The sequence below is a fragment of the Streptomyces sp. NPDC088124 genome, assembly GCF_040685895.1.
GTDB lineage: Bacteria > Actinomycetota > Actinomycetes > Streptomycetales > Streptomycetaceae > Streptomyces.
The window spans coordinates 60,697-80,394 of the sequence record NZ_JBFBJB010000036.1; the positions used below are offsets into that span (position 1 = coordinate 60,697).

Here is a 19,698-nt window from a genome sequence, read left to right on the forward strand (position 1 = left end):
ATCCGATTCCTTTCGCTGAGGTCCCGTGAGCCTTCGCGGGCTGCGGTTATGTCTCACAGCAGTCGCACGGAGCGGTCGACCAGGCTGAGGATGCCGGTAGCGGTCCAGAGACGGTCGTTGGAGTAGTTGAGCGCGGCCGAGCGCAGATCGCGGAAAACGCGTTCGAGAGGGATGGGGGCGTCGGCGCTGTAACCAACGGACAGTCCGGCCAGCTGCACCATGCGGTCGACCGCGCGGAAAGTAAGCTCGGAGGCTGCGAGTTTAAGCGTGTTCACGTGGATGTGGAGATCTGGCCTATTGAGGCTGCGACCCCGCTCGCGCAGGGACTCGATCTCGTTACAGGTCCGCTCCAGGTAGGCGTGGACCAGTTCCAGATCAACCCGGATGCGGGCAATGCGCTCCTGAACCAGTGGTGAGCTGCGATCGACCGGAACGGTAGTGCCGATCTGCTGCAGCAAACCGGAAAGGGCCTTCTGAGCAGCGCCCAGCCAGCACGCGCTCCAGGCTAGGTGGCCCAACGGGATCATGCTGTCGTACGAGATCTCGCGGAAGCGTCCAGGCTGTCCGACCAGCCGGTCTCGGCGGACAGTTCCGTCCAAACGCAGAGCTCCGCTGGCAGTGGCCCGCATGCCTAGGGGGTTCCAGTCACCAATCCGGCGTATCGTCAAGTCCGCGCGGGTGGCATAAACCAGGGAGACCGCCTGGTCGGATGGGTCGGCACCGCCGCGCATCGTCACCAGAAACGCGTCGGCGTACTCGCCGCCGGTAACCACCGGGGCGGTCCGACCTAGGGCGAGGATTTCTTCGTCGGGCGCGCCGGTCAGGGTCTCGTCGACCGACATCAGATGGCTGCCGCCGGTGCCGGTGGTGACCGAGGCAAGGTAGATCTCACCAGAGGCGATCCGCGGTAGGACTTCTGCCTTCAGGTCCGAGCTGGCGTGCCGGACCAGGCAGTCGACCTGCTGGCAATGCATCGCCCAGATCAGTGCTGTGGACATACAGGCACCGGAAAGATCTTTGGCAATGCTGACCAGCCCGTTCAGGCTGCCGCCCATGCCGCCGTATTCCGTCGGGACGAGGTAGCCCATGTAGCCGTTCGTCCGTAGTGCCGCCATACTCTCGATGGGGAAGCGCGCCTCGCGGTCGACGTCGCGGGCATGGCGGCCGAGAAGCTCCATCAGAGAGGCAGGGGCGGCGGTCGGTGGTGGTGCGGGGCTGTCGGCTTCAGTCACGGAAGGTCACTTCCTGGGTGCGTAGTTCGAAGCGGCCTGTGGCGACTATGTGGTCGCCGTCGAGCACGACTTCAGCGGGAGGAGTACGGCTGAGGAAGCCCAAGAGGCTTGCGGTAGGGCCGTAGGCACCCGTGTTAGGAACCGCCAGTACCTGACCGGGGTGGAGGTACGGGGCGTCAATGGCGGGAGCGAGTACGTCGAGTGGCGTGCACAACGGGCCGACCAGGGTCACCGGGGTGGTTGAGCTGAGTTCAGGGGAAGCCGTTCCCGCATCGACAGGGATGGGGACGATGCTTGGCGGCCGGAGCCGGCCGAGTCCTGACATTCCGCCGAGGACGTTGACGCCGGAATCCAGCACGGCGAAGGTGCGATCACCACTCCGCTTGACATCCAGAACGGTGGTAAGCAGGGTTCCGGCGGATGCCGTCAGGGCCCGGCCGGATTCGAAGACCACGCGCGTGCCATTGCGGCGCCGATCGGGGAAAGCTGTGTCCAAGACCGCATCGACGGCTCCCTGCAGATAGGGATGGCGAGGCAGGGCTCCAGGGCGAGCGAACGGGGCGGGGAATCCTCCGCCGAGGTCGAGCACGTCAGGCGTAAATCCTGCACGCCCGGCTATTGCGGCGATAGTGCGAACGGACTGCTCGAACTCGGCAGCCAGTGCCGCAGGGGCTGCAATATTGGTTGCGCAGAAGGTGTGCATACCCACTGGCCGGACTCTTCCGAGCGGTCGCAGCAACCGATCGAGAGCCTGGATGTCGGTGTGATCGACGCCGAAGGCGCTGGGGCGACCGGTCATGCGGAGGGATCCACCGGTGCTCCCCCGCGGGCTGTTGATCCGTATCAGGTAGCCGGCCGTGGTGCCAGTTCGCGAGCATGCCTCGGCGAGGCGCTGCCGGTCAGTGACGGACTCGACCGAAAACAGCCGCACCCCACGGTTGAGTGCTTCCTCCACTTCTTCCGGGGTCTTGCCCGGTCCGGTGTACAGCACGTTGTGCGCTGGGCAGCCGGCAGCCAGTGCTACAGCCAGCTCGCCGATCGAACTGACCTCCGCCCGTGCGCCTAGAGCGACCAGTTGAGCTACCAACCGTGGATGCGGATTAGCCTTCAGGGAGTAGAACAACTCCGAGCCGACCGGCAGGTCATCCCGGAGGGCGGCGAAGGACGAGCGCACGACGGCCAGATCGTAGACGTACGCGGGGGTGCCGACGTTCTGGATGATCTGCGCCAGATGGCGCCTGATCGACGCAGGAATTCCCGATCCGGTAGAGGGCTCAGTCATGGCTGCATCCATGTGGTTCGGCGGAGTTCCGATGCGTCGACCTTGCCGTGCGCGGTCAGAGGGAGGCTGTCGAGCACGATGCAGCAGTCCGGGGTTCGCTCGGGGCCGAGTCGCTCCCTTACCCCGTTGAGGATTTGACTCGGTGTGAGCGCGGTTACCGCCCACACTGTCAGCCGACCGTCGGGGCCGGGAGGTAGGGCTGCCCCAGCCTCGACGCCGGGGATGTCCGTGAGGACGACCTCGAGTTCTGTGGTGCTCATTCGCCACCCGCGATGCTTGAATATGTCGTCGTCGCGTCCCATGAAGTACAACCTGCCGGCGTCGTCGAGCTTGCCCCGGTCCCCGGTGAACACCGCCTTGCCGTGGCCGTCCGGTGAAGGCCGGAACCTTCGTGCGGTCTCGGCCGGTGCGCGCCAATATCCGCCCATCACATGTGGCCCGGCCGAAACAATCTCGCCCGCTTTGCCTGGGGATAGAGGTAGTGCTGCGGAGTCCACGATGAACAGCCGTGTGCCGGGGAGAGCGCGTCCGACGCTTTCAGGGCTGACCAGGTCCTCGTCCGGGGCTGCCACCGTGATGCGCTTGCACTCGCTCATGCCGTACATCAGGACGATGCTGGCCTCGGGGAACGCCGTGCGCAGCTGCGCAGTGTGGGCCGGGGTCAGCGCTGCTCCGGTGTTTGTGAACAGTCGAACGTGGGTCGGTCTGGGGTCGCGCCGGGCCAGTCGAGTGAGAGTCTGGGCCAGTGCGGGAACGACTGGGACGACCGTTGCCCGTGCGGCTCGCATATTTGCCAGCTCACGGGCGGATAGCTCCGCGGTCGGCACGACGAGTTCGGCACCTGCCAAGGCGCACAGGAATAGCTGGTAGAGGCCATAGTCGAATGAGACCGGGAGCCGGTTCCATACGACGTCGCCAGTGCGGTAGCCCACTCGTTCAGCGATAGCTCGCACGGCGAACAGGACCGCAGCATGCGGGCACACGATTCCCTTCGGGCGGCCGGTGCTGCCTGAGGTGTAGAGCAGCAGAGCCGGGTCCGCGCCGTCGATCTGCGCTGCCAAGGGGGCGGGAGTAACCTCGCCGTGCAGGTCGGCGGGCCTCAGGACGGCAGCGCCAGCCTGCTCGACTGCGGTGGCTGACAGCCCGTCCGCGACGACAACGACCGGATCGGCGTCCTGGATTAGCCACTCCAGCTCGTAGGAGGTCGCATTGTTCCGGGCCGGGACCAGGATCGCTCCGAGTCGCAGGACTGCCGAGAGTACGGTGGCGAATCTGGGACCGGGCGCTAGGGACACCATCACTCGGTCACCCCGTCCGACCCCGGACGCAGCCAGTTTTCCGGCCGCCCGCCGGCCGGCCAGGTCGAGCTCGGACCAGGTGAGCGAGTCCTGGTCAGTGGTGCGGACCGCAGTCCGCGAGGCGTGGGCTCGCGCCGTGAACTCCAGTAGGCCGACCAGGTTGGTGTAGGCGTGGGGAGCGGGGCGAAGTGCTACGGCCTCGGCGGGTGGCGGGACAGTCATTGCGTCACCTTTCGGAAATCCATAACGCCCATGATCTCCACTCTTCTGACGGTTGTTTTGTGCAGTCGCACCAGGTAGGAGAATCTCCCGGTCCACACTTACATTGTCGACTGGTGAGCCGACTGTCTCTCGATTTGCTGATATGCGCAAAAATTGACGCTGGAGCAGGTTGCACGAAGGCTCCTCAGGTGTAGCATGTCGGCTAATCGGCCGGCTCTGGAACGGCGCACTCCACCGATCTCGCGCGTAGGCGAACACTCGCCGTTCCGACCGAACCCTTGGGCGCTATATTCGCTTTCCCCAGGAATGCCCGCCGACTTTCCGAGCCGCCAAATAGAATCGAGAGGTAGGATTTCATGGAGCAACCGGAGATCGCAAATGCGGTTCGAGAGGTGGTTCGTGAAATCGCCCCCGACATACCCGAGATGGAAGAAAACATATCATTGAATTCTCTGGGTCTTGATTCGCTGGGCAGCGTGGAACTCACCCTTCGCTTGGAGGATCGTTTCGGCGTGGTCTTCGAGGATGACGAGCTGGCCTTTGAGAATTTCGAGAGTGTTGCGTCTATCGTCGACCTACTGTCGGCGAAGACCGCTGCTTGAGAACTCATACTTCGATCACGAATGCGCCGTTTTCGGTCCCCTGGCGGAGCGAGATGCCGGTCGCAGGGAAACCATGCAGTAACTGTTCAAGAGTTTTGGGGAGATTCGACGGGTATCTACACGTCATCGCAAGCCTCGAATCCGAGGCTGTCAGCCCGTCCCTCGGTTACGGCTCTGTTTGCTGCCGGCAGTATCGTTGGTACGGTTCGCGCGCGGAATGACGCCGCATGGATGAGGCTGCCGATGGCCACATCCGGCTGAAAGCGATTTTCGACGCCGAGTAGGTTCATTGAGGGCGCATCTGAGAAACGATGCGACGATGAAATACCCACGACCCGAGACAAGAATTCCGCGATTTTGAACATCAGGGGGGCAGATGGCGCAATTCCGTGTGCTCTCTTCACGGATATCCCTCGTCAGATCCTTACTTACCGACCGTCTCCACCTTGTGCAGCTGTTCGTCGCAGACCGTCGCGCCGGTGGTCTCCTGGCCTTGGTCCACCTGTGGTCAGCGGCGGTACCCGCCCTTACCGCGGTGGCCACCGGCTGGCTGGTAACCGGACTCACCGGCGCCGCCACCGGGCGGGAGACCGCCTCGGCAGTGGCGTGGCCGCTGGTCGCAGTGTCCTCGCTACTGGTGGCCGACGAGATCCTCACCTCACTGAGCGGGACCCTCGAGCAGTACACCGCCGGACGCCTCGACGCGCGAATACGGCGCCGGGTGCGCCGTCTGGCCATGACGCCGTCGAGTATGGCGCATCTGGAGGATCCGGTCTTCGCCGATGATGCTGCCCGTGCATCGGATGTCGGTGAGGGCCGGGTCCGCTCACCGGGGACTGCGGCGGTCGGTCAACTCCGCCTGGTTTTCCGTTTTCTGGGGGCGCTGGGATCCTCCGCCGTGATCGCCCTGACTTTCTCCCCGTGGCTCGCCGTCATCCTGCTGGTGGTATGCATAGTCAACCGGGCGCTGATACGGCGCTGGTGGGTGTATCTGGCCGAGGTGCGAGACGAGCGCGAGAGCATGCGGCGCCGCGCGGAGTACTGGAGCGAGGTCGCCTCGATGGGGCCGGCTGCCAAGGAGGTCCGTCTCTTCGGCCTGCAAGAGTGGGTGGTGCAGCGGCACACCCGCGAACTGCTGGCCTGGGCGGAGACGATCTGGTCGGCGCGCCGAGGGGTCCTACGCCAGCAGGGCTGGATCGCCCTGCTGGCAGCGATCGCCGCCGGCGCCGCGCTTCTCCTGCCAGGACTGGCTGCCGCGCGGGGCACCCTCCCCGCCAGCGAATTGATGACCGTGATCGTTGCCGCATGGGGCGTCTTCCAAATCGCCGCTATGGGGCGCGAAGCATTCGACATCGAGTACGGGCTCGGCGCGGTCCGGGCGCTGGAGCGTCTGGACACCACCTACCGCGGGATCGCCACGCCCGCCAGGACCGGAGCCCAGCGGTCCGGTGAGCCGTCGGCCACCGCGGGGGAAGTTGCCCCGGCGGCCCTGCGCATCAAGGGGCTCGTCTTCGCCTACCCCGGCAGCCGGCAACGGGTCATCGACAGTCTGGACCTGACCGTCCGTTCTGGTGAGGTTCTGGCGCTGGTCGGGCACAACGGCGTCGGCAAGACCACGCTGATCAAAGTGCTTGCAGGCCTCTATCTCCCGACTGCCGGACGCCTGCTGGTCGACGGACAGCCCCTGGACGCGGCGCGAGTGGCGGCGTGGCGCAGGCGCGTCGCGGTCGTCTTCCAGGATTTCAACCGCTATCCGCTCACGCTCGCCGACAACATCGCCCTCTCCGCGCCCGAACACCGCCACGACAGGGAGGGAATCCGCGCCGCCGCACGCCGCGCCGGTATCGACGCCCTCGCCGAGGAGTTCACCGACGGCTATGACACCGTGCTGAGCGCCGATCGCACCGGCGGCACGGATCTTTCCGGCGGCCAGTGGCAGCGCGTCGCGATCGCGCGCGCCGTCTTCGCCGTCGAGCACGGGCGCGACCTACTGGTCCTGGACGAGCCGACGGCCCACCTGGACGTCGAGGCGGAGGCCCGTTTCTACCGCCAGGTCGTCGCAGAGGTCACAGGGGCGACCGTGCTGCTCATCTCACACCGGCTGTCCACGGTGCGTCAGGCGGACCGGATAGTCATGCTGGAAGCCGGACGGGTCGCCGAGCAGGGCAGCCACCGCGAACTACTGGAGAACGGCGGCGAGTACGCCCGCCTGTTCCGGCTCCAGGCCTCCCGCTTCACCGATACCCAACAGCACAGCGGCGGGAAGGAAGCAGCACGATGAGCACGAAGAGCTCGATGGGCGTGGGGAGGACCGGATCCGGCACCCTGCTCACCGCACGCCACACCTTCGCCTTGTCTTGGCGCGCCGACCCCCCTGTGGTGAGCGTGATCATCGGCCTCTCTCTCGCCCAGGCGGGGGCGGTCGCCGCCACGGGCCTGAGCCAGCGCTGGGTCGTCGACGCGACACAGAGTCCCGGCGGGCAGCCGCTCGGTGCCTTGGCCCTGGCCGTCCTGATCGGGGTGGCTGCCCACATGACCGCCGCGGCTGGCAACCGCACCCGGTACAACTACCAGCACGACCTCACCGACCGCGTCGACCTCGAAGTCAACCGGGAGATCCTCACCGCCACCGCCTCCATCCCCACCCTTGAGCACCTCGAACGCCCCGACTATCTCAATCGTTTGGAGCTGCTGCGCCGCCACACCAGCGCGCTGGCCGGCTCCTGTTGGGCCCTGACTGACACCGGGATCGCCGTGATTGGCGCCGGGCTGTCACTGTGGCTCCTGATCGGCGTCCACCCCGCCCTCGCCGCCCTGGCGTTACTCGCGCTCCCCCCGCTGTGGGCGGCTAAGCGCGCCCAGCGCAGCCTCGCCGGCGCCCGTACCACCACCGCCGAGGACCAGCGCTTGGAGGAGCGGGTCCACCGCATGTTCCTGGCACCGGAGTCGGGCAAGGAAATCTACCTGGCCGGGGCCGACGCCGTCCTGGACGAGACCGCCCACGCCGCCCGCACACGCGTAGTCAACGCCGTCCTCAAGGCCCGACTCGGAGCGACCGGCTGGCAGCTCACCGGCTGGGTGTGCTACGCCGCCGGGTTCATCGCCGCTCTCGTCCTCACCGTCTCGCTAGTCGCCCGGGGGACGGCTTCGCTTGGGGATCTCATGCTGGTCATCACACTGGGAACGCAGCTGCGTTTCCAGATCCACGCCACCGTCTCCGGCTTCTCCCGCATCGCCGAGGCCGGCCACGCCACCGACCACTACCTGTGGCTGTCGGCCTACGCCCGTCGGCAGCGCCCCACCGGCGCCGGCCGAGCCCCCTGCAGGCTGGAGCACGGCATCCGGATGCGCGACGTTACCTTCACTTACCCTGGTTCGCACGAGCCGGTCCTTTCCGGAGTGAACCTTACGCTGTGGCCTGGATCCACAGTCGCCGTGGTCGGCGTGAACGGCGCAGGCAAAACCACCCTGGTCAAGTTGCTGAGCGGGATGTACGCACCCACCGCCGGGCAGGTCGAGGTCGGCGGCATCCCGCTCGGCGACCTGGACACCACGGCCTGGCGCCGCCGTCTCACCGGCGCTTTCCAGGACTTCGTCCGCTTTCAGCTGCCCGTCCGTCACACGGTGGGGATCGGCGAGCCGGACGCAATGGACGACCGGGAAGAGGTGGCCCGCGCGGTGCGTGAAGCGGGGGCCGACCCGATCATCGCCCGGCTGCCCGAGGGTCTGGACACCCAACTGGGCACCGTCTACGGGGGAGCGGAACTCTCCCAGGGGCAATGGCAGCGCCTTGCCCTGGCTCGCGCCCTGATGCGCCGGCACCCCACGCTACTCGTCTTGGACGAACCCACCGCCGCCCTCGACCCGCAGGCCGAGCACGAGCTTTACGAGGTGTTCATGCGGCAGGCGGGTGCGGACCCGGGCCGGATCACACTGCTGGTCTCTCACCGCTTCTCCACGGTGCGGGGAGCCGACCACATCGTGGTTCTGGACGGCGGCCGCGTTACCGAACAGGGCACCCACGTCGAGCTGATGGCTGCAGGCGGCCGCTACGCAGAGCTTTACATCACCCAGGCCGCCGCCTACCAGGAGAAGGACAGCCGATGGGATGAGCCAACTCTTGACGTGTGAGATGGGTGCGGCTCTTGGCTCATACAAGATTTCGGAGTCGTTGTTCGCCCAGAGATTATCGTCTGGGCTTCTCTCCGGAGTTGGAGAGCTGCCATGGTCATCGGCGTACATCCGTCGGCGACCTGGTGATCCTTGTATGGGCCAGTGCCGGACACCGCGACGCGGGAGAAGACGGGAATGAGAGTACGCGCAGGTCAGCGCCATTCAAGCACCCATCACAGCAGGTAACGAAGCTGCCCAGCCTCTTCCGCGACATTTGACCGGCTGATCGGTCACGGCTCCCTCTTACTTACTGTCCACCGCGTCGACGTCGAAGTGGAGCCGGTCGGCGATCTGGAAACGGAAAGCGCGGGAAGCGGGCCAGGCGACGACGGTCTGGAGGAACGGGAGGGCGTCGAAGCCAGGACGTTCTGCAGCAGAGACAGGAGTGTGTTGAGCGCGTGAGGCGCCAGATGGACGGAGCAGCCCCGCCCCGAACGGTGCCGGACAGTATCTCGTCCCGACAAGATCCGGGCCATGCCCGGGCCGACGTCACGGACGAGCAGCCCATGGTCCCCATATGCGCAGGTCAGCGACTCACCGCCTCTGCACCACCAGCAGACGAAGAATCTGCTGGGACGAACGCCCACCACGCGCCGGCGTAACGCCTCGTCCGTGCCGCGGAGCCGAGTGGCAGAGCCGGGTCGGCCTCGCGGTCAGGTCGCCACCACGCAACGGCCCCGAGCCGGTCAGCCCCAAGATGTCCTATTTCAACGGAGCGTAGTCAGCACAAAGTCAGCACGGGAGGGGTGAACACGGTTGATGACGTGTGCTTTTAGTCAGCACCAAGTCAGCACGGGAGTCAGCACCGCATGGCCAAATCATCCTGAACTACGCGTTCCTGGCAGCACTCGTTTCGGCCGCCTTCGTGCTCCTGAACCTCCCTTCCGTGAGCCGGCATGGTGGCTGCACGCATAGCTGCCCCTCGAACTGTGTTGCCCCGCCACATGTGCGCCTGACCTGCGGATTCCTACGGTGTGGCGACACGCAAACGTCCCCGTCACACCCCAGGAAGTGATGCCGATGTCGTCGCCCGCAGCCGCTCCACCAGCTCCGAACAAACTGAAGCGCATCGTCGCCGCCAGCCTCATCGGCACGACCATCGAGTGGTACGACTTCTTCCTGTACGGATCCGCAGCGGCCCTGGTGTTCAACAAGCTGTTCTTCCCCGACTCCGATCCGCTGGTCGGAACACTGCTGTCGTTTCTCACCTATGCCGTGGGGTTCGCCGCCCGGCCGCTCGGGGCGTTGGTGTTCGGCCACTACGGGGACCGGATCGGGCGCAAGAAGCTGCTGGTTCTCAGTCTGCTGATGATGGGCGGGGCGACGTTCGTCATCGGGCTGATGCCCACGCATGCCACCATCGGTACGGCCGCTCCCGTGCTGTTGACCGTGTTGCGGCTGATCCAGGGGTTCGCACTCGGCGGTGAGTGGGGCGGGGCCGTGCTGCTGGTGTCGGAGCACGGGGACGCCGAGCGGCGTGGGTTCTGGGCCTCGTGGCCGCAGACCGGGGCTCCGGCCGGACAATTGCTCGCCACCGGGGTGCTCTCGGCGCTGACCGCACTGCTCTCGGAGGACCAGTTCGTCGCGTGGGGGTGGCGCATACCGTTCCTGCTCTCCGGTGTTCTGGTGATCGTCGGCCTGTGGATCCGGCTCTCCGTCGACGAATCCCCGGTCTTCAAGGCCGCGTTGGCCCGGGCCGCGGAGCGCGGGGCCGCGGCCGGCGGGGCCGAGTCGGAGGCCGAGAAGATGCCACTGGTCGCCGTTCTGCGGCACCACTGGCGGGACGTACTGGTGGCGATGGGCGCGCGCATGGCGGAGAACATCAGCTACTACGTGATCACCGCGTTCATCCTGGTGTACGCGACGAACTCGGCGGGGCTGAGCAAGCAGACCGCACTCAACGCCGTACTCATCGCCTCCGCCGTCCACTTCGCGGTCATCCCCGCGTGGGGCGCGCTGTCGGACCGTATCGGCCGCAGGCCCGTGTACGTGATCGGCGCGGTCGGGGTCGGAGCCTGGATGTTCCCGTTCTTCGCCCTGATCGACAGCGCGAGCTTCGGCAATCTGATCCTCGCCGTCACCGTCGGACTGGTGCTGCACGGTGCGATGTACGCGCCGCAGGCGGCCTTCTTCTCGGAGATGTTCGCGACCCGCATGCGCTACTCGGGCGCGTCGATCGGCGCGCAGTTCTCCTCCGTCGCGGCAGGTGCGCCGGCGCCGCTGATCGCGACGGCGCTGCTCGCCGACTACGGCAGCTCGACGCCGATCGCCCTGTATGTCATCGCCGCCGCGCTGATCACTGTCGTGGCCATCGCGTGTGCGCGGGAGACCCGGCACCGCGATCTGGCGGATGTCGACGCCGATCCCGCGCGGCCGGGAGCGCCCGCGGCGCGACAACAGGCCGACGCCGACTCCCGTACACCCAGCGCCTGAGGCGTCCGCCGTTCAGCGGATGACGGCGTCGGACATGGCGTGCAGGCGCAGGGCCAGTTGTATCTCCAGGGCCCGGGCCGGTGACTGCCAGTCCGCGCCGAGCAGCCGGGCGACGCGTTCCAGGCGTTGGGCGACCGTGTTGACGTGGACGTGCAGTTCGTCCTTCGTACGGGCCGGGCTCATCCCGGAGGCGAAGTAGGCCCTCATGGTGCGGACCAGGTCGGTGGAGCGACGCAGGTCGTAGGCGATGACTTCGCCGATGGTGCGGTGCACGAAACCCTCGATGTCCCGGGCGTCGGCGAGCAGCAGCCCGAGGAAACCGAGGTCCTGGGCGGCGGCGCCGTCGCCCGCGCGGCCGAGCAGCCCGAGGGCGTCGAGGCACCGCCGGGCCTCCGCGTACGCCTCGGCTATCGCGCCCGGCCGCGCGGCGGGTGACTCGACGACCGCGGAGGCTCCTACGGTGACGGGCTCGCGCAGGGCCCCGCCGAGCTGCTTGGCCGTACGGCGGGCGAGACCGGCGGCGGTGTCGTCGGGGGCGAGCGGCAGGAGCAGGACGGTGCCTCCGTCACGCGTGGCGGCCAGTCCCTGCCCGGTGGCGGCGAGATGGGAGGCGGCGGACCACAGCCTGCGCCGGTCGGCCGTCTCCCGTTCGGTGGCTCCGGACGCGCCGGGGGCGGGACCGTCGACCCGGGCGGCCAGCACCACATGCGGCGCGTCGAGGTCCGCGTGGAGCCGGACGGCCCGCTCGCGCAGCAGGCGGGGGTCGCGGTCGGGGGCGTCGAGGAGGTCGTCCAACAGCTCGCCCCGCACCCGCTGCTCGGCCTCTCCGGCGGAGCGACGGGCCAGCAGCAGCAGCGAGGTGACCATGGCGGCCCGCTCCAGGGTGCGCTGGTCGACGGAGTCGAGACCGGGATGACCGCGCAGGACGAGCGCGCCGAGCAGCTCACCACCGGCCCAGACCGCGGCTCCCCAGACCTCGCCGTGGCGGGTGGCACGGCCTTCGGTGCCGGTCAGGTCCAGCGCGGTCACGGAAGGGGAATCCGGCCCGGCGAACTCCACCGTGCCGTCGAGTACTTCGGAGAGGGCGCTCGCCACGTCATGGACCCCGCCTCCGCCGAGGACCAGTTCGGTCAGCCGGTCGTGCACGTCCGAGGCGCGCTCGATGGCCGCGCTGTGTTCCTTGATGATCTCGTTGGCCCTCTCCAGTTCCGCGAGCGCCGAGCGGGTCTCCCCGAGCAGGTTCGCGGTGTCGATGGCGACCGCCGCGTGGGCGGCGAACGAGCCCAGCAGCGATATCTGTTCGCGCTCGAAGACCCGGGCGTGGCGGTCCGCGGCGAAGAGCACCCCGATGACCTGACTGCCGAGCATGAGCGGCACACCGAGGATGGCGACCAGCCCCTCGTCGCGTACGCCGGAGTCGATGGCCGCGGTGTGCTGGAACCGCGGGTCGTCGAAATAGCTGTCGGTGACGTACGGCCGCGCGGTCTGGGCGACGAGCCCGCCCAGCCCCTCCCCCATCCCGAGCCGCAGCTGCTGGAAGCGGGCCGCCACCGACCCCTCGGTGACTCTCATGTACGTGTCTCCCGCGGCCGGGTCGTTCAGGCACAGATAGGCGACCTCGGTGCCGAGCAGGGAGCGGGCGCGCTGCACGATGGCCCGGAGCACGGCGTCGAGATCACGCAGTCCGGCGAGGTCGTGCGCGGTTTCGAAGAGGGCCGACAGCTCGGCCTCCCGGCGCCGCCGCTCCGCCAGCTCGGCCCGTACCTTCAGGGCGAGCCGCTTGGCGTGCTCCAGCGCGGCCAGCACCTCCGGGCCCCCGCCGTCCGCGCGGGCCAGCAGCACGGGCCGGTCGTACGCCTCCGCCGCCGCGCCGCGTGCGAGGAGTTCCAGGTAGGAGACCTGATCGTGGTGGGCGACATGGGAATTGGGCTGCGGCTGGGACATGGACACAGCATGACCTGTCATGCGGCCGGCCGCGCCGGCCTGTGGACAACGGAAGCGATACGGAGCGTGGCTCCGGCGACCGGGCGAGCGTGCGTGCCGGGCGGCGCGGGTGTGGAGGGATCCGCCGGGCCGGACCTAATGCGCGGTCCAGCCCCCGTCGAGCGTGAGGGACGTGCCCGTGATGAAGGACGCCTGCGGGGTGCAGAGATAGGCGACCGCCTCGGCGACCTCGGCCGGTTCCAGGAGACGTTTCAGGGCGGAGTCCTGGAGCAGGACGTCCGCGACGACCCGCTCCTCAGGGATCCGGTGCGTCCGCGCCTGGTCCGCGATCTGCCGCTCGACCAGTGGCGTACGCACATAGCCGGGGTTGACGCAGTTGGAGGTGACCCCGTGCGAGGCGCCTTCCAGGGCCGCGGTCTTGGAGAGTCCTTCGAGGCCGTGTTTGGCGGCCACATAGGCCGACTTGTAGGGGGAGGCGCGCAGCCCGTGCACGGAGGAGATATTGACGATCCGGCCCCACCCGTCGGCATACATGTGGGGAAGCGCGCCCCGGATCAGCCGGAAGGGCGCCTCCAGCATGACGGTGAGGACGGTGCGGAAGACATCGGGCGGAAAGTCCTCGATGGGGCGGACCAGTTGCAGCCCGGCGTTGTTGACCAGGATGTCCGCGCCCTCGGCCGTCGTCTCCGCGGCGTCCAGGTCGGTCAGGTCGAGGACCCGCGTGTCGAAGGCCCCCGCGACCCCGGCGCCTTCCGCCTCTCCGGCCAGGGACGCCAGCCCCTCGCCGTCCCGGTCCACCGCTCTGACCCTGGCCCCGGCCGCCGCGAGCCGCAGCGCGCAGGCGCGGCCGATACCGCTCGCGGCGCCGGTGACCAGGGCGACGCGGCCCTCAAGATCGAGCGCGACGGAAGCGGGCCCGCCGGGAGAGGCGGCGACACCGGTGGTGGCGGGACCACTGACGGCCGGGCTGCTGCCGGTGGTGCGGGAGCCCGTCGTACGCGGAGAAGGACCTGGTGTGGTGGGGGCGGTCATAGTGCGCACCCTAAGCAGCGCCGGGAGCCCCCACCGATAGGGTCAGCGCCCATACTTCACCGTGGATGGGTGGGTGCGAACCATGTGAGCGCATCGGCGAGCGCCCGCTCCGCGCCTCGTAGAAACCCGCTCCCGCACCGGGCACCCTCGGCGGACCGCCGGTGCCGCCCGTCACGTAACGACGCCGTCAGAGGATGTCGTAGCTCAGGTGCGTCACGGTCGATGTCGGGATCACGCTCCGCCGCACCAGCGTGCGCGGCGCTCCACCGGTGAACAGTGGGGTCCCGGCGCCCAGCACGACCGGCGCCAGGTGCAGGGACAGGGTGTCGACCAGCCCGGCGTGGAGCGCCGAGGCGATCGTGGCGCCGCCGCCCATGAGGACGACGTCGAGGTTCTTGCCGCTGTCCGACGACGCCGCCTCGGCGCGCTCGCGCGCGGCGGTGACGGCGTCCGGCAGACCGGTGGTGACGAACGTCCAGTCGAGACCGGTGAGCCGCACCGACGCCGGTGGTGAGCTGGTCACGACGACGAACGCGGGCCTGCCGACCTCGCCGGCGCCGTAGCCGGACGTGTCGTCCCAGCCGTCCGGCCCGTCGACCACGTCGAAGAGCCGGCGGCCGAGGACGACGGCGCCCGAGCGGGCGGTCCCCTCTCGCAGGAGCCGGCGGTCGTCCGGGTCGCCGGAGAACGCCCAGGTGTGCAGGGCCTCGCCCCCGGTGCCCAGACCATTGGCGGGGCCGGGGTCGGGTCCGGTGACGAAGCCGTCGAGGGAGACCGAGATGTCAGCGATGATGCGCGTCATGTCAGGTAGGACTCGACGCGCGGCCGGAACTCATCGCCGGTAGCGGATCTCCAGCATCAGGCAGCCTCCGGTCGTCCGGTACGGGCCGTGTTCCATGCCCGGGGGCCGGGAGGCGAACTCCCCGGCACGGAAGGTCTGGTCCAGGGTCAGATCGTGCAGGTCGCCTTCGAGCAGATAGACCTCCTCGACCCACTCGTGCCGGATCACACCGGAGAGCGAGGTGTCAAGGCCGGGTTCCCAGCGCACGAGCCGGGTCAGCACCTCCGGATCGGCCTCGTCCCTGCTCAGAATCCTCTCCACGGTTCCTGGCTGTGGCCCGTCGTGCCACTGCATGGTGTCCGGTGAAAAGAATTCCCGCTCGTTCTTCATGGCAGTGACTTTCTGTAAGCAGTGAGGGCCGGTCCAGCACAGCGTAGAGCGCGGGTGCCGAGCCCCCGGTCTCCGGAGGGGGTACGGGACCGGCCGATCACACTCCCTGCTCCCGAACCCTTGACGGTGGGGGTGCCGAAAACTACGTTCTCCTTCACGGAAAACAGTTTCCACTTTGTGGAAACTTCAAGAGTGCGCCCACTTCTCTCTCCCCCGGAGCTCCGTATGACTGCTACGGCTGACCGACCACGCGTGGACTCCGGCGACGGTGTGAGTTCCGGCCTGTACACCTACGATCTCGCTCCGACGAAGAGGGAAGGGCGCCGCTGGGGCGCCTACAACGTCTTCACACTCTGGGCCAATGACGTGCACAGCCTCGGAAACTACGCGTTCGCCATCGGCCTCTTCGCCCTCGGGCTGAACGTGTGGGGCATCCTGGCCGCCTTCACACTCGCCTCCATTCTGCTCTTCCTCCTGCTGACACTGTCCGGCTTCATGGGGCACAAGACGGGCGTCCCCTTCCCCGTCATGGGCCGCATGGCGTTCGGTGTCAAGGGGGCGAGGATTCCGGCGGTCGTCCGGGGCGTTGTCGCCATCGCCTGGTTCGGCATCCAGACCTACCTCGCCTCCTCCGTTCTGAGCGCGCTGCTCATCGCGATGTTTCCCGGCCTGCGCCCCCTGGCCGCGAACTCCCTGCTCGGCCAGTCGACCCTCGGCTGGATCACCTTCCTCGCGTTGTGGGTGCTCCAGGTCCTCATCGTGAGCTACGGCATGCAGATGATCCGGCGGTACATGGCCTTCGCGGCGCCCACCACACTGATCACCATGTGTGCCCTCGCGGTCTGGATGTTCGTCCGCGCCGACGGCTCGATCTCGCTCTCCATCGACGAGCCGCTCATCGGCGGCGCGATGTGGATGCAGATCCTGCAGGGCGCCGCGCTCTGGGTGGTGATCTACGGAACGTTCGTGCTCAACTTCTGCGATTTCACCCGGTCCGCCAAGGACCGCGGCTCCATCGTCCGCGGAAACGTGACCGGCATCCCGGTGAACATGCTCTTCTTCGCCGTCATCGTCGTGGTCCTCAGCGGGGCACAGCTCAAGCTCGACGGGCACGTCATCACCAGTCCCACGGACATCGTCCGGACGATCCCGAATATGTTCCTGCTGGCCACGGCATCGCTCGCGCTCATAGCCCTGACCGTCGCGGTGAATCTGCTGGCCAACTTCGTGGCACCGATCTACGCGCTGATCGACCTCTTCCCCCGCCGGCTGAACTTCCGCCGGGCCGGCCTGGTGAGCGCGGTCATCGGTCTGGCGATCCTGCCGTGGAACCTCTACGACAGCCCGGTCGTGGTGAACTACTTCCTCGGTGGGCTCGGCGCCCTGCTCGGGCCGCTGTTCGGTGTGATCATGGCGGACTACTGGCTGCTGCGGAAGTCCCGCGTGAACGTCCCCGACCTCTACACCGAGGACGCCCAGGGCGATTACCACTACCGCCGCGGCTACAATCCCCGGGCCGTCGCGGCCTTCGTCCCCAGCGCGGCGATCGCCGTCACCATGGCCCTGGCGCCCCTCTTCCACTCCGTGGCCGGGTTCTCCTGGTTCATCGGCGCCCTCCTCGCCGCGGCGGTGTACGCGGCCATCGCCGACCGCACCTCGCCGTTCCGGGACGTGGACGGCGAGTCCATCGCCGTCGCCGCCGAATGAACCACCGAGCAGCAGAAGGACGAGCCATGCGCATCCTCGTTGTGAACGTCAACACCACGGCGTCCATCACCGACTCGATCGGCAGGCAGGCAGCCGGTGCGGCATCGCCCGGCACCGAGATCATTCCGCTGACTCCCGCGTTCGGGGCGGAGTCGGTCGAGGGCAATTTCGAGAGCTACCTCGCGGCCGTCGCCGTGATGGAAGCCGTACGCGCCCACCCGGAGCCCTTCGACGCCGTGATCCAGGCCGGGTACGGCGAACACGGCCGGGAAGGACTGCAGGAACTGCTCGACGTTCCGGTGGTCGACATCACCGAGGCGGCCGCGAGCACCGCCCAGTTCCTCGGCCGCAGCTACTCCGTCGTCACGAGCCTCGACCGTACGGTCCCGTTGATCGAGGACCGTCTCCGTACCGCCGGACTGAGTGCCCGGTGCGCCTCCGTGCGCGCCAGCGGACTCGCCGTACTCGATCTGGAGCGGGACGAGGCGGCCGCCGTGGACGCCATCGTCGAGCAGGCCGCCCGCGCGGTGGAGGACGACCGGGCGGAGGTGGTCTGCCTGGGCTGCGGAGGCATGGCCGGCCTCACCGAACGCGTCGTCGAACGTACCGGGGTCCCCGTAGTCGACGGGGTGACCGCGGCCGTGACGATCGCCGAGTCCCTCGTCCGGCTCGGCCTGTCCACCTCCAAGGTGCGCACCTACGCGTCACCCCGGCCCAAGAAGATCCTCAACTGGCCGCCACCGGCGCGCTGACACCGAGTGCCACCGCGGCGTCCGTCCGGTGCAATCCGGCCGCGACGCCCGGCGTGGTTCCTCCGGCCCGGGGGAAGCGCGGTGAGGATCGTGCGCCATGAACATCCTCCTCGTCGCCAGCGCCTTCAACAGTCTGTCCCAACGGGTGTACGCCGAACTGTCCGACCGGGCCCACCGCGTGGACGTCGTGCTCGCCACGCACGGGGACGACGCGGTCCGCGAGGCCGTGCACGAGGCGCGGCCCGAGCTGCTGATCGCCCCGATGCTCAGGACCGCTCTCCCAAGGGACGTGTGGGCGGCCCGTACCTGCCTGATCGTCCATCCCGGCCCGCCCGGGGATCGTGGTCCCTCGTCCCTCGACTGGGCGATCGCCACGGGTGCGACACGGTGGGGTGTGACCGTGCTCCAGGCAGAGGAGGAGATGGACGCGGGTGACATCTGGGCGACGGTGCCGTTCGACGTGACGCCGGGCGGCAAGAGCGGGCTGTACCGCAACGAGGCGTCCGACGCGGCGGTGGCGGCGGTCCTGCTGGCCGTCGAGCGATACGCCGGCGGCTCCTACAAGCCCCTGCCCCAGGACGATCCCTCGGTGGACATCGTGTGGCGGGACGTCTTCCGGCAGGAGCGCCGGCGGATCGACTGGCGGCGGGACGGCACCGAGGTGGTACTGACGAAGCTGCGCGGAGCCGACTCGCGCCCGGGCGTGCTGGACGCGCTCTTCGGCGATGAGTTCTTCCTGCACGGCGGTCACCCGGAGGACCGGCTGCGCGGACGCCCGGGGGATGTCCTCGCGACCCGTGCGGGCGCGGTGTGCCGGGCCACCGGCGACGGGGCGGTGTGGATTCCCGAGCTACGGCCCCGGCGCCGGCCCGGCGGTCCGGCGACGTTCCGGCTCCCCGCCGCCCTGGTGCTGGGCGAGCGGCTCACGGGGGTGCCCGAGGTGCCCGCGCCGCTGGAACTTCCCCAGCGGCGCCGCACGTGGGCGGACATCCGCTACCGGCACCACCATGACGTGGGCTTTCTGCGCTTCGGTTTCCCGGGCGGCGCCATGAGCACGGACCAGTGCCGACGGCTGCTCGCGGCCTACCGGTTCGCGCTGACCCGGCCCACCCGTGTCCTGGTGCTCGGTGGCACCCGCGACTTCTTCTCGAACGGTATCCACCTCAACACCATCGAGGCCGCGGCCGATCCCTCCGCCGAGTCCTGGGCGAACATCAACGCGATGGACGACCTGGTCGAGGCGGTGCTCCGCACGACGGACCGGCTGGTGATCGCCGCACTCGGCGGCAACGCGGCCGCGGGAGGCGCCATGCTCGCCCTGGCGGCGGACGAGGTCTGGTGCCGCACGGGCGCCGTCCTGAACCCGCACTACCGGCTGATGGGGCTCTACGGGTCCGAATACTGGACCTACTCGCTCCCCCGCCGGGTCGGCCCCGGAACGGCGGAGCGGCTCACCACGGAGGCACTGCCGGTGAGTTCTTCCGCGGGTGCCGGCATGGGCCTCGTGGACCGCCTGGTCCCGGTATCCCCGTACGGCTTCTCCGCCGAGGTGGAGCACATGGCCGCAGCGCTGGCGACAGCACCCGATCTGCCGGAGCGTATCGCGGCCAAGCGGGCGAGGCGGGAGCGGGACGAGAGCGTCCGACCCCTGGCCGACCACCGCCGCGACGAACTCGCCCGCATGCACCGGATCTTCTTCGACCCGACGGCGCCGTACCACAGGCTGCGCTCGGCCTTCGTCCGCAAACTCGCCGGCGGACCCGCCCGGCCGCTCGCGCGCCCCGAACACGCCGAGGCCGCCACCGCCGCGCCGTGACCGCCCTCGGCGCGACCGGACCGGGTGGGACACG

14 protein-coding genes are annotated in these 19,698 nt (G+C 68.6%); 7 read left to right on the top strand and 7 right to left on the bottom strand.

The window, feature by feature from the left end; translation table 11 throughout:
* Positions 1-53: 53 nt before the first annotated feature.
* From AB0P17_RS27475 to AB0P17_RS27485, 3 genes are read right to left on the bottom strand one after another with little or no spacing between them, the layout of a single operon-like run.
* Positions 54-1,232, bottom strand: coding sequence for an acyl-CoA dehydrogenase family protein (locus AB0P17_RS27475; RefSeq protein WP_365814613.1), 1,179 nt, complete (start codon positions 1,230-1,232; stop codon positions 54-56).
* Positions 1,225-2,514 carry a type III PLP-dependent enzyme gene (locus AB0P17_RS27480; protein ID WP_365814615.1) on the bottom strand — a complete coding sequence of 430 codons (1,290 nt, stop codon included), beginning with the start codon at positions 2,512-2,514 and terminating at the stop codon, positions 1,225-1,227. The genes AB0P17_RS27475 and AB0P17_RS27480 overlap by 8 nt, the downstream gene beginning before the upstream one ends.
* Complete coding sequence (locus tag AB0P17_RS27485; protein WP_365814617.1) at positions 2,511-4,034, bottom strand: AMP-binding protein; 1,524 nt, start codon at positions 4,032-4,034, stop codon at positions 2,511-2,513. The genes AB0P17_RS27480 and AB0P17_RS27485 overlap by 4 nt, the downstream gene beginning before the upstream one ends.
* 356 nt (positions 4,035-4,390) lie before the next feature.
* Here AB0P17_RS27485 and AB0P17_RS27490 point away from each other — a divergent pair, with 356 nt between their 5' ends.
* The 4 genes from AB0P17_RS27490 (at position 4,391) to AB0P17_RS27505 (ending at position 11,242) form a co-directional block, all read left to right on the top strand.
* Positions 4,391-4,636, top strand: a complete 246-nt coding sequence (locus AB0P17_RS27490; protein WP_365814619.1) for an acyl carrier protein — start codon at positions 4,391-4,393, stop codon at positions 4,634-4,636.
* Positions 4,637-5,171: 535 nt separating this feature from the next.
* A complete protein-coding gene (locus AB0P17_RS27495) occupies positions 5,172-6,917 on the top strand; it encodes an ABC transporter ATP-binding protein (protein ID WP_365814621.1) in 1,746 nt (581 codons plus the stop codon).
* Positions 6,914-8,767, top strand: coding sequence for an ABC transporter ATP-binding protein (locus tag AB0P17_RS27500; RefSeq protein ID WP_365814623.1), 1,854 nt, complete (start codon positions 6,914-6,916; stop codon positions 8,765-8,767). The genes AB0P17_RS27495 and AB0P17_RS27500 overlap by 4 nt, the downstream gene beginning before the upstream one ends.
* A 1,062-nt stretch (positions 8,768-9,829) precedes the next feature.
* A complete protein-coding gene (locus AB0P17_RS27505) occupies positions 9,830-11,242 on the top strand; it encodes an MFS transporter (protein WP_365814625.1) in 1,413 nt (470 codons plus the stop codon).
* A 12-nt stretch (positions 11,243-11,254) separates the two neighbouring features.
* On the opposite strand, the gene AB0P17_RS27510 is transcribed toward AB0P17_RS27505, so the two are convergent.
* The 4 genes from AB0P17_RS27510 to AB0P17_RS27525 all read right to left on the bottom strand — a co-directional run bounded on the left by AB0P17_RS27510 (position 11,255) and on the right by AB0P17_RS27525 (position 15,389).
* The gene (locus AB0P17_RS27510; RefSeq protein WP_365814627.1) at positions 11,255-13,186 is read right to left on the bottom strand and encodes a GAF domain-containing protein; all 1,932 of its coding nucleotides are present in this window, start codon (positions 13,184-13,186) and stop codon (positions 11,255-11,257) included.
* Positions 13,187-13,321: 135 nt separating this feature from the next.
* Entirely contained in the window at positions 13,322-14,218 is an 897-nt protein-coding gene (locus tag AB0P17_RS27515; protein ID WP_365814629.1) for a 3-hydroxybutyrate dehydrogenase, read from the bottom strand.
* Between the two features lie 187 nt (positions 14,219-14,405).
* The gene (locus AB0P17_RS27520) at positions 14,406-15,020 is read right to left on the bottom strand and encodes a dihydrofolate reductase family protein (RefSeq protein WP_365814631.1); all 615 of its coding nucleotides are present in this window, start codon (positions 15,018-15,020) and stop codon (positions 14,406-14,408) included.
* A gap of 30 nt (positions 15,021-15,050) precedes the next feature.
* The gene (locus AB0P17_RS27525; protein ID WP_365814633.1) at positions 15,051-15,389 is read right to left on the bottom strand and encodes a cupin domain-containing protein; all 339 of its coding nucleotides are present in this window, start codon (positions 15,387-15,389) and stop codon (positions 15,051-15,053) included.
* A 225-nt stretch (positions 15,390-15,614) separates the two neighbouring features.
* Here AB0P17_RS27525 and AB0P17_RS27530 point away from each other — a divergent pair, with 225 nt between their 5' ends.
* From AB0P17_RS27530 to AB0P17_RS27540, 3 genes are all read left to right on the top strand, one after another.
* Positions 15,615-17,096 (top strand): NCS1 family nucleobase:cation symporter-1, encoded by a 1,482-nt coding sequence (locus AB0P17_RS27530; protein ID WP_365814635.1) that lies wholly within the window; start codon positions 15,615-15,617, stop codon positions 17,094-17,096.
* A 26-nt stretch (positions 17,097-17,122) separates the two neighbouring features.
* Positions 17,123-17,848, top strand: a complete 726-nt coding sequence (locus tag AB0P17_RS27535) for an aspartate/glutamate racemase family protein (protein ID WP_365814637.1) — start codon at positions 17,123-17,125, stop codon at positions 17,846-17,848.
* A gap of 97 nt (positions 17,849-17,945) precedes the next feature.
* The gene (locus tag AB0P17_RS27540; RefSeq protein WP_365814639.1) at positions 17,946-19,664 is read left to right on the top strand and encodes an enoyl-CoA hydratase-related protein; all 1,719 of its coding nucleotides are present in this window, start codon (positions 17,946-17,948) and stop codon (positions 19,662-19,664) included.
* Positions 19,665-19,698 lie beyond the last annotated feature (34 nt).